10 protein-coding genes are annotated in these 11,040 nt (G+C 44.6%); 5 read left to right on the top strand and 5 right to left on the bottom strand.

Annotation, left to right across the window (positions count from 1 at the left end):
• From QUB33_RS18105 to leuS, 4 genes are all read left to right on the top strand, one after another.
• On the top strand, positions 1 to 674 hold a 674-nt coding region (locus tag QUB33_RS18105; RefSeq protein ID WP_333352123.1), incomplete at its 5' end, for a HEAT repeat domain-containing protein.
• A 136-nt stretch (positions 675 to 810) separates the two neighbouring features.
• Positions 811 to 1,020, top strand: coding sequence for a hypothetical protein (locus QUB33_RS18100; protein ID WP_333352121.1), 210 nt, complete (start codon positions 811 to 813; stop codon positions 1,018 to 1,020).
• 282 nt (positions 1,021 to 1,302) lie between these two features.
• The gene (locus tag QUB33_RS18095) at positions 1,303 to 2,274 is read left to right on the top strand and encodes an IS110 family transposase (RefSeq protein ID WP_333352119.1); all 972 of its coding nucleotides are present in this window, start codon (positions 1,303 to 1,305) and stop codon (positions 2,272 to 2,274) included.
• Positions 2,275 to 2,820: 546 nt separating this feature from the next.
• Positions 2,821 to 5,379, top strand: a complete 2,559-nt coding sequence (gene leuS, locus QUB33_RS18090; RefSeq protein WP_333352117.1) for a leucine--tRNA ligase — start codon at positions 2,821 to 2,823, stop codon at positions 5,377 to 5,379.
• Between the two features lie 207 nt (positions 5,380 to 5,586).
• Here leuS and QUB33_RS18085 read toward each other — a convergent pair whose 3' ends face one another.
• The gene (locus QUB33_RS18085; RefSeq protein WP_333352115.1) at positions 5,587 to 6,396 is read right to left on the bottom strand and encodes an SAM-dependent chlorinase/fluorinase; all 810 of its coding nucleotides are present in this window, start codon (positions 6,394 to 6,396) and stop codon (positions 5,587 to 5,589) included.
• Between the two features lie 18 nt (positions 6,397 to 6,414).
• Between QUB33_RS18085 and QUB33_RS18080 the strand changes: the two genes are divergently transcribed.
• Complete coding sequence (locus QUB33_RS18080) at positions 6,415 to 7,263, top strand: DUF3598 family protein (protein WP_333352113.1); 849 nt, start codon at positions 6,415 to 6,417, stop codon at positions 7,261 to 7,263.
• A gap of 100 nt (positions 7,264 to 7,363) precedes the next feature.
• Here the strand turns inward: QUB33_RS18080 and QUB33_RS18075 are convergent, their stop codons facing one another.
• The 4 genes from QUB33_RS18075 to QUB33_RS18060 all read right to left on the bottom strand — a co-directional run.
• Positions 7,364 to 8,041 carry a GIY-YIG nuclease family protein gene (locus QUB33_RS18075; protein ID WP_333352111.1) on the bottom strand — a complete coding sequence of 226 codons (678 nt, stop codon included), beginning with the start codon at positions 8,039 to 8,041 and terminating at the stop codon, positions 7,364 to 7,366.
• A gap of 143 nt (positions 8,042 to 8,184) precedes the next feature.
• Positions 8,185 to 9,048, bottom strand: coding sequence for an aldo/keto reductase (locus QUB33_RS18070; RefSeq protein WP_333352109.1), 864 nt, complete (start codon positions 9,046 to 9,048; stop codon positions 8,185 to 8,187).
• Between the two features lie 222 nt (positions 9,049 to 9,270).
• Complete coding sequence (locus tag QUB33_RS18065) at positions 9,271 to 10,065, bottom strand: ABC transporter permease (RefSeq protein ID WP_333352106.1); 795 nt, start codon at positions 10,063 to 10,065, stop codon at positions 9,271 to 9,273.
• 608 nt (positions 10,066 to 10,673) lie between these two features.
• On the bottom strand, positions 10,674 to 11,040 hold a 367-nt coding region (locus QUB33_RS18060), incomplete at its 5' end, for a transposase family protein (protein ID WP_333352104.1).

The following is an 11,040-nucleotide window of genomic DNA, read 5'->3' as shown; positions in this document are numbered from 1 at the left end:
AAGCAGCAGTTCAAGAATTAGCACGGGGGTGGAAAGATGACCCGGAAACCTTACCTTGGCTCAAACAACGGGCTCAATGTGACGATGATTGGGATGTCAAATATGCAGCAGTTAAAGAATTAGTAATGTGGTGGAAAGATGACCCCGAAACTTTACCTTGGCTCAAACAACTGCCTCAATCAGATGATAATTGGGATGTGCGACAAGCAGCCGTTCACGAATTAGCACTGGGGTGGAAAGATGACCCAGAAACCTTACCTTGGCTCAAACAACTGGCTCAATCAGATGATAATTGGGCTGTGCGAAGTGTAGCAGTTAAAGAATTAGCACGGGGGTGGAAAGATGACCCGGAAACCTTACCTATCCTCAAACAACTGGCTCAATCTGACGATGATTGGGAGGTGCGATTTTTAGCAGTTCAAGAATTAGCACGGGGGTGGAAAGATGACCCAGAATTATTTGAGTTATTGTGCGATGTTGCTATCAATCACCCCTCCGATCCCCAGTATTATGGGCAACATACCCCCCGGCAAATCGCTCTTGCAGCTATGATTGAGTTATATCCCGATCGCCCTCAAACTTTAGAAGTTGTGCGCGATCGCGCTCAGAACGATCCTGACCAATATCTCCGCGAATTTGCCCAGAAAAAATTGGCAGAATTAGAAGGCGAATGAACGATATATTCGATCGCCGATCGCCATTTTTTCTAATTTTACGAGTCGTTGGGTGGGGGCGGGTTTATGAAATTATTGGTTTTAAACATAGATAGTTGGTAAAACCAGCCCCTTGTATCTTAAAAGAGTCAGTTAATTGATCGCAACGTCAGGCGATCGAGCGGTCAGTCAGGCGATCGAGCGGTCAGTCAGGCGATCGAGCGGTCAGTCAGGCGATCGAGCGGTCAGTCAGGCAATCGTACCGAAAATCAGGCAATCGTACCGAAAATCAGTCGATCAATCTGTCAGTCAGTTGATCGTACCGAAAATCAGTCGATCGTACCAATCATCAGGGGAGCGTAACTAATCTCCAAAGTAAATCTAAAGAAACAAGGAAAGTTTCGTGCAAATAGTTCTGTAACAGTAGAAAGTGTTGTTCAAGGACATCAGAAATCGGTGAAGTTGGCCCGCCCCTTAGACTACATAAGTCTGTTGCGTAGATAAGCTCCCATTACTGATGACAGGCGCACACTAAACTGGACAGTATCTTAGGCTCTCGCTCTTCTGATCGGGAAAGCCTGCATTGACAAGGTTAGTATTCAATTGCCTGTCGGTTCTTTCATAAATTGGAGTACATCGGGAGCAAACAATGACATCAACAGTCTTAGGCATAGACATCAGTAAAAGAGACTTTCATGTCTCATTACTGAAAGAAGGTCGTGCGACTAAACCCAAAAAGTTTACTAATAATACTCAAGGATTTGAGAGTTTACATAACTGGCTCAAACAACAAAGTCTAGTTGAACTTCATGCTTGTATGGAAGCCACTAGCATTTACGGCGAAGCCTTAGCTGAATTCCTTTATGGGGAAGGCTTTCAGGTAAGTATCGTCAATCCAGCAAGGATTAAAGGGTTTGCCAAAAGCGAACTTCTGAGAACTAAAACAGACTCCGTAGATGCAGCATTAATTGCCCGTTTTTGTGCGGCAATGAAACCATCATTATGGACACCTACTGCGCCCGAACTCAAGGAATTACAAGCCCTGTTACGGCGGCTAGAATCAGTTACAGAAATGATGACGAGCGAACAAAACCGTTTGGAAACGGCTACGCCAACAGTTGCTGCCCTTACCCAGGAACATTTGGACTATCTTCAGCAGCAACAACAACTAATCAAAAAACTGATTAGTGACCATTTTGACCAACACCCGCACTTAAAACAACAGCGCGAGCTGTTGACTTCAATTCCTGGCATTGGCGATTTAACAGCTTCTATATTATTAGCTGAAATTGGTGATGTTTCTGATTACGATAATGCTCGTCAATTAGCAGCCTATGCCGGTTTAACACCGAGCGAACGGAGTTCTGGGACTTCAGTTAAAGGCAAAACTCGTTTATCATGCACCGGAAACGTCCGACTGCGAAAAGCGTTGTATATGCCAGCGGTAGTGGCGATGCGTCATAACCCTTTGTTGAAAGCGATGAGTGAGCGATTATTGGGTCGTGGCAAGGTCAAAATGCAGGTAATTGGTGCTTTGATGCGGAAATTGGTGCATTTGGCTTTTGGTATTTTAAAATCCCAAAAGCCTTTCGACCCCAATTATGTGATCGCTACCTCTTGACAGGTCAAGACAGTATCTACAAAATTATCAATTACCAATGATAAATAGCGGGTAGAACAATATCTATGTAGGGGCTGGTTTCACAAACAATAATTGCCTAAAACCAATAATCTGGTAAACCAGCCCCCACCAGATGACAAATTAAAAGGTACATTGCTATGCGCTCCCGATAGCACTGAAGCCGGAATAAATGCTAAGAAATCCGGTCGATCGTAGAAATCTGGTTTCTGGGAATTGGGGTTATTTATTCTTTTAGGACTTACGCATCAAGACCAAAGAAACCGGGTTTTTTGCGGTTTAGCCGACAGTAACGAAGTATGCTCGTAAAAACCCGGTTTTTGACCACCCGTGCGTAAGTCTTATTCTTTTCAGGGCGAACCGGGATATTTGGTCGATCGCCCCCCAGCTAAAATTACATATACTACAATATATAATACAGAGATTAGAGCCAAAATCCTTGGAGCTCAGAAAAATCAGAATCGAAGCCCCTTGAATGTGTAAAAATACTGAAGCAAACATTACTAAACCCTGCACGGAGCAATTGTTGTGGATTCCAGATATAACCCCCAATCCATAGAAGAAAAATGGCAGCAGACATGGGCTGAGCAAAACTTAGACCAGATGCCAGAAGATACGCAAAAGCCTAAATTTTATGCCTTATCCATGTTCCCCTACCCCTCGGGAAACCTGCACATGGGCCACGTCCGCAACTACACAATCATCGATGTAATTGCCAGACTCAAGCGAATGCAAGGTTATCGGGTATTGAATCCGATGGGATGGGACGCTTTTGGTTTGCCCGCAGAAAATGCAGCCATCGAGCGAGGAATTCCGCCTGCACAATGGACTTATCAAAACATCGCCCAAATGAAAGGCTTATTTCAGCGTTTGGGCATTTCATTTGATTGGACAAAAGAAGTTACAACTTGTTCTCCCGATTATTATCGGTGGACTCAATGGATTTTCTTGCAATTTTTAGAAGCAGGATTAGCATATCAAAAAGAAGCGGCAGTTAATTGGGACCCCATAGATCAAACAGTCTTAGCAAACGAACAAGTAGATAACGAAGGTCGTTCCTGGCGTTCCGGTGCCAAAGTCGAGCGCAAATTATTGCGGCAGTGGTTCCTCAAAATTACCGATTATGCCGAACAGTTATTAAACGACTTAGACAAATTGCCAGATTGGCCAGAAAGAGTCAAATTAATGCAAGCCAACTGGATCGGCAAATCAGTCGGCGCTTACTTAGAATTTCCCATTGTCGGAATGGATGAAAAAATCGCCGTTTTCACCACACGTCCCGATACAGTTTACGGCGTCAGTTACCTTGTTTTAGCGCCGGAACATCCACTAACTCAGCGCGTGACAACGGAAGACAGAAAAGCCGCCGTAGAAACCTTCATCAAAGAAGTCGCCGCCCAAAGCGAGATCGATCGCACAGCCGAAGACAAACCAAAGCGCGGCATCCCCACAGGCGGCAAAGCAATCAATCCTTTCAACGGCGAAGAAATTCCCATTTGGATAGCCGATTATGTGCTGTACGAATACGGCACCGGCGCAGTCATGGGAGTACCCGCCCACGACACGCGAGATTTCAAATTTGCCAATCAATATCAACTGCCAATTAAAGTAGTAATTGTGGATGATGATGAAGTTCCGCTGACCGAAGCTTACACCGAACCCGGAATTATGATTAATTCCGAAAGCTTCAACGGCATGGATTCAATTAAAGGCAAAGCAGCGATTATTGACCATGCCGAAAATCAAGGTTATGGCAAAGCGCGAGTGCAATATCGCTTGAGAGATTGGTTAATTTCTAGACAGCGTTATTGGGGCGCTCCGATTCCCGTAATTCACTGTCCCAACTGCGGCACAGTCCCCGTACCCGCATCGGATTTGCCCGTATTGTTGCCGGAAAATGTAGAATTTACGGGCAAAGGTTCGCCCTTGGCAAAGATGGAAGAATGGGTAAACGTTCCTTGTCCGAGTTGCGGCACTGCGGCGAAGCGGGAAACAGATACGATGGATACTTTTATCGATTCATCGTGGTATTTCTTGCGCTATCCCGATGCTCAAAATCAAGAGCAAGTCTTCGATGCAGCAAAGACAAATGATTGGATGCCCGTAGACCAATATGTGGGCGGCATCGAACACGCAATCTTGCACTTACTGTATTCGCGGTTCTTTACCAAGGTTTTGCGCGATCGGGGTTTGATCAATTGTGACGAACCATTTAAACGCCTATTAACTCAAGGCATGGTGCAAGCAATGGCATATAAAAATCCTGTTACTGGCAAATACGTTCCTCCAGCAGATATAGACCCCGCAAATCCCCAAGATCCTCAAACTGGCGAAGCTTTGGAAGTCTTCTACGAGAAAATGTCCAAATCAAAATACAATGGCGTTGACCCCTTGGAAGTTATGGGCAAATATGGGGTAGATACGGCGCGGATGTTTATTTTATTCAAAGCGCCGCCAGAGAAGGATTTGGAGTGGGACGACGCCGATGTGGAAGGGCAATTTCGCTTTTTAAATCGCGTTTGGCGCGTGGTTACAGAGTTTGCTGGACGAGTCCCTGCCACCCCCGCTCAAGCAGGAGAGAATGCGGAACTAAGTAAACCTGAGAAGGATTTGCGGCGGGCAATTCACACTGCAATTAAGGAAGTTAGCGACGATTTGGAGGGTGATTATCAGTTCAATACTGCTGTTTCGGAAATGATGAAACTCAGCAATGCTTTGAATGATGCTAAATTTAAAGATTCGCCAGTTTATGCAGAAGGAATTAACGCTTTGATTCGATTGTTAGCGCCTTTTGCACCGCATATTGCTGATGAATTGTGGCACAATACTGGTAACAGTGAATCGGTGCATACGCAAACTTGGCCTAGTGTCGATCCATCTGCATTAATTACCGATGAAATTACGCTGGTAATTCAAGTTATGGGCAAAACTCGCGGCACAATTCAAGTGCCTTCTGGTGCTGATAAAGCTGCGTTGGAAAAGTTTGCTCGCGAGTCTGAATTGGCTAAGCGTCACCTTGAAGGTAAGGAGATTAAAAAGGTAATTGTGGTGCCTGGAAAGTTGGTGAATTTCGTGGTAGCTGGATAAAGATGATAAACCCGGTTTATTGAAGAAACCGGGTTTTTAATACTTGCATTTAAAAATTAGCCAGTCCAAAAATGAGTAATCTAGAAATTTCCCGACTATGACTTACGCACTCCGCCTTCATAACGGGGTTTTTCACGTCATCTGCTGATTCTAACAAAGTATTTTCGTAAAAAACCAGGTTTCTGATCACCCATGCGGAAGTCCTCTTTAATTGTTAGTTTCAAAAAGCAATTGCACGATCGCTCCGCCTTCCAATTTTAATACTGATTGAGCGCTGCCACCATTAACGGCAATTTCTACCCAACCGTCAGAACCAGTTATGGCAATTAAATCGCCCGGTTTGCTTTCGCTGTAGGTTTTACCGCTGGGGATGCGAATTGCATCCGAACTATTGCTAATTGTTACTGACCAATTGTTACCTATAATGCAATTATTCGGGATATTAGTAATTAGGTTGCCAAAGCGATCGACATATTGAATGCAGCCTGCTGCACCTGTGGCTGTAACGGCACAATTTGGTATCTCTAACTCTACTAAACTTGCAGGGTCGATCGGCTCCCCCAACTCTTCCAAAGCCACCCCGTTCGCCAAGTGAGCGCCCGCAGCAGCGAAAATATCGCGACCGTGAAAAGTGCTGCTAGGTTGAGGTGTGCGCCAGTATTTGGGGTTGGTGAGTTCGACAGATGCGATTGCACTTTCCCGACTCAACACCCCGCTAAACAACCCGTTATCCGGCCCGACAAGAAAGCAATTAGCACATTTAATTGCAACCCCGCGTCTCTTGCTTCCCACCCCCGGATCGACGACAGCAACGTGTACGGTTTCCGGCGGAAAATAAGCAAAAGCAGTCATCAAACAAAACCTCGCGGCCGCAATATTTTGAGATGGTATTTGGTGCGTAATGTCAATGACTTTTAACTGCGGGTTAATTTGGGCGATCGCACCTTTCATCACTCCCACATAAACATCGCTTAATCCAAAATCCGTAAGCAGAGTTATAATTCTATTTTTAGACATATATCCAAAGGTAAAAATATGGTATCACAATGGGAAAACTTTCTGCAAAACTTGGGAGAATGGCACGGTTCCTTTACCCAGTTATCGCCGCGAGGAGAGGTACTTCAAGATACTCCTAGTATTATTTCTCTCGAAGGTTTCAATGACAACAAAACCGTGCGATTGAAACTCCGTCGGTTTTCCCCAAATCCTAGCGGTGTCGGCGAACCGGAAGTGAGCGAACTTGTTCGAGAATATCAAAGTTTGGGACGAGATATCCTATTTTTGGAGAATGGAGCTTTTTCTCAGGGTACTATTCAACTAGCGCCTTTTTCTGAGTGCGGTGCCGAGTTGGGTTTTATCTACAATTATCGCCGGTTGCGCTTCCCTATGACATACAATACCGACGGCAATTTATCCAAACTTGTCTTAATTCGGGAAAAGCAGCTTGATAAAAATGTCCCCGAACGTCCGCCTTTAACTGTTGAGGCTTTGCTGGGAGAATGGCAGGGCGAGGCGGTGACAATGTATCCTGATTCGCGTTCTCCTGACTTTTATTCTACCAAACTGCAATTGCATTTGGAAAGTAGCGATCGCCTAGTGCACAAAATCACTTTTGGCAGTAATGCTAGTGTTATCAGTTCTAGCGCCCGCATTGACGGTTCAGTTCTGCACTTTAACGAAGGTGCTTCCCCCGTGCAAGTTGTACTCCTTCCTGACGGCGGTTCTTGCACTCTCCCTGTCAAGATTGAATCCAGAAAACCTATATTTTTTGAGGCTGGTTGGTTGGTAGAACCTGACTTGCGGTTTCGGATGATTCGCAGTTACAATGAGCGGGGTGAATGGGTAAGTTTGACTTTAGTTACTGAACGCAAAGTTAGTCATTGATTAGTATGAGCTGGTTCACAAACACTCTTTAATTTCCACCCGTAATCTACATAAACCCGCCCCCATTTAGGGCGGAAAAAAGTTTATGTATTTGCGATTTTTATTCGCCGGACTTTGTTTCCTGGGTTTGCGATTGAATCACCGCACTCCAGTCATCATTATTAACAGCCGCTTCCAAATCCTTAGCGCGTTCGCCGTCACTTTGGACTGCGGTTTCTAACTCTTTGGTAAGACTGGAATCTGCCATTGCTTTCCGCAATTTCAGCTTCTTTTCCTCATAAGCTTTTTGTTCCTCCGCAGACATTGCCGATCGCGCTGCTTGGCCTACCGTAGCCGCCCACATTTCGCTTTCAGCACCGTTTCCAGGCGGAATGCTGCCAATTTCTGCTATCCAAGCATCCCGCAAACTTTCCATTTCTTCCCGCTTCGGGAATTTGAAAGTTTGCACGCGCAGGAAAGCACAATTATCGGCGCCATTTTGGGCTATGTGACCGTTGATTGAAAGCAGGATATTCCGCGAATAACCGATAAACTGAGTGTTGCGGGAAGTGTCCATTACAGCGTAAACGCCGGCGACTTTCGCGTTAGTTGCCAAATCGCGCCATGTATCTATCGCCATTATTTGCGTCCCGTCATTTTCTAATGCCGGAGTTGCAGCAACGGCGCTGTGTTCTGAGTCGGAACTGTATAAAAAGTTGTGCAGTCCTTCATGGGCGACTGGTACGTTTTGATGTTCAATTGCTACGTCTCGATCGGCATTCACTTGATTAGCTTCCATAAAACCCAATTCCTCAAAAAATGTCAACTTTACTCATTCAATCCCACTTTCAGGGGCGGGCTTTCCCGCCCACCCCACAATAAAGTTCTGTTTGTGGAACAGGCCGGAAAGCCTGTTCTATTGTTTTTTTTGCCCTTATATACTTAACTTGCGGCAATTTGTTGCAATTCCTCGTCAGTCAATTTAACTTCGAGCGCCCCCACAGAGTCCTCAATACTCGATACTTTGGTCGCACCGGGAATCGGAACGACGCAGGGCGATTGAGCCATCAACCAAGCTAATACTATACAGTAAACTGAAACGTTTTTTTCTGCGGCTAATTTGGCGATCGCGGGTATATCTTGCAAGCTGGTGACGCGGCGGCTTCCTCCCAAAGGACTCCAGGGAAAAAAGGTCAGTTTTTCGGTTTCGCAATATTCCAGAACGCCGTCTGATTCCGGCTCTCTGTGCCACGGATTGTACTGATTCTGCACGGAGACAACTTCTACTGTATCGCGGGCACGTTTGATCTGCTCTACAGAAAAGTTGGACACTCCAATAAATCGAATCATTCCTGCTTCTACTGCTTCTTTTGCGGGTGCTAGGGCTGCTTCGATGGTATAAGCCGGATCGGGCGAGTGATATTGCCAAAGGTCGATCGGTTTCTCACCGCCCAACGCTTCAAAACTTTCGCGAATTGCCTGGCGCAAATGATGGGGATTGCCGTTGCGCGTCCATGCACCTTGAGGCCGCATTAAGCCGCCTTTAGTGGCGACAGTAACGGCCCGAGTATCTCCGGTATACTGTTCCAAAGCTTTGGCAATCAGTTGCTCGTTGTGGTGTTTGTCGGATTCATCTTGGCAGTAGGAATCTGCGGTGTCAATTAGGGTGACACCCAAATCGAGGGCGCGGTGAATTACCGCAATTGATTGCGATTCTGGCGGCTGGCTGCTTAAGGACATTGGCATACCTCCAAGACCGATCGCGCTGATAGTAAAATTACTGTTACCCAGTTTTTTTCTTTTCATTGGTTTGCCTGCGTTTGCGTGGTTTATTCCCAGTTTACCTTTCAAGGATAAGTTTAAGTCTTAAATTTATTTAACTATCTAAGTAAGTAGAAAAAAAAAATTAGATAAGCTGTTGGGCCTTTAAAATATATATTTCAATTCCCTATTCCCCACGTCTCAAATCTTCTCCCTCTCAAACATAAGAGACAATCTAGATGTGCAGCAGCTTACCTACCTACTTAACTAGCTGGAAGCGCTGGTGTAAAACCGGAGTGCAAATTGCCAGAAGTAGCGGGAGAAAAATAACAGCCCGATCGCCAATATTCCCGCCCCCGCCGTCCAAACGATTTCACCTCTCCCCAGCATGGCTTCTGCTGGCACAGTCGTCAAGAAGGCAACGGGAACTACGAAAGTGAAGAAAAACCGATAAGCTGCGGGATAAGCTGCCATTGGAAATCTACCCGCTTCTAACAATCCTTTGAGGACTTCGGTAACATTGTAAATTTTCACAAACCAAATGCTGGTTGCCCCTAACATAAACCATATACTGTAAAGAGTAATAGTTCCGAATAACAGCGGTATTGCTGTTAAAAAATAGTTGCCGATTTCTACTCCCAACTTGTTAGCAGCATACAGCAGCAATACCGTGCCGAAGATTAAATCTGGGATTCCCCAAGGCGAAACTGTGTTTGCAGATAGCCAGAATTGGGAACTGATGGGTTTGAGGAGTACGAAATCGAGAGTACCTTGCTGCACTCGATCGACAATACGGCTGAGATTAGGTGCTAGAAAGGTTGACGAAAACCCCTGCAAAATCGTGAAAATACCGAGTACAACTAAAGCCTCTTCCCATGAATAGCCGGCAAACGTGTAGTCGGTACGGTAGAACAAAAACAGCCCAAACAAGCTGCCGGCAAGATTTCCGAGGCTGCTGAGGGTCGCGAGGACAAAGTTGATTCGGTATTCTAGTTCCGCTGCGATCGCCGCACCCCAGAACAATTTCAGTACGTGCAAATATCGTCCCATGTTTATAGCCATTTTTCCCCGTTGAAATACTTAGATTTCATCTTATTGTAAAGGTTGTGTGAAATTATCTGCTGTAGAGGCTGCTCATTTCACTATAACTTTAAATTATTGAGATCGCTTACTTAAAGAGTTTTACTTACACGTAGTATTTAGTTATTTAACAATATTTCAACAAAAATTACAATTATTAATTTCAGTCTATCTTAAGCCAATATATTTTTTTGACAATTATTAAGCAGGATTCATGTTTTAACACAAAGCATCGCTTGATTGATTGGAAATACTAATATGTTACAAGTCTTAAAATTATAAATATTTCAAAAACATCTAGCCATACCCAAAGAGAACACTTAGGATGGGGCATACGTACTCAAAAGGAATACGTAATCAGCAATGCGTAATTATACGTACAAAAGAGGGTGCCAGAAATTGACTTAACTAACAACACGTAAGGAAAAAAAGACATGGATGCTTTAACATTATCGAGACTGGGCGTTAAGCACACCAAGAGTGCAGTAGCCGAATCGCTGCGGATCAATACAGGATACGACGTGACGAGCCCAGTAACTTTTTACGGAATCGTCAATGAGCGTTGCAATAGACCTCTTGCAGAATTACTTTTATGTTATAGTCGAGGTTTGGCTTTTTGGAACTGCTAAATTTAACTCGTAGTTATAAATTGCTGCTAGTAAGTTACAACGCAGACCATAACGACGACGGCGATTACGATATCTATCACTAAAAATCTTAAAAATTTTCAGGCGGCGATTGATATGTTCAATACCGATTCTTTCCTTTGCTAAAACTCGATTATAGTCTTTTTCTAAGGTTGAAAGTTCTCTCTTTTTAGGCTTTTTTTTGGGAGTGTAACTGTTGCTATGATATTGATTAATTCCTTGATAACCACTATCTTGTAAACTTTGTGTTTCGGGGTGAAAATGAACCCCACTAGCTTTGAATAAGGCAAAATCATGGCAGCGTCCTTTA

This window comes from Microcoleus sp. B3-A4, assembly GCF_036705385.1.
Taxonomy (GTDB): Bacteria; Cyanobacteriota; Cyanobacteriia; order Cyanobacteriales; family Microcoleaceae; genus Microcoleus.
The sequence above is the reverse complement of the archived record's forward strand: the minus strand, read 5'-3'. Positions and strand labels throughout refer to the sequence as shown.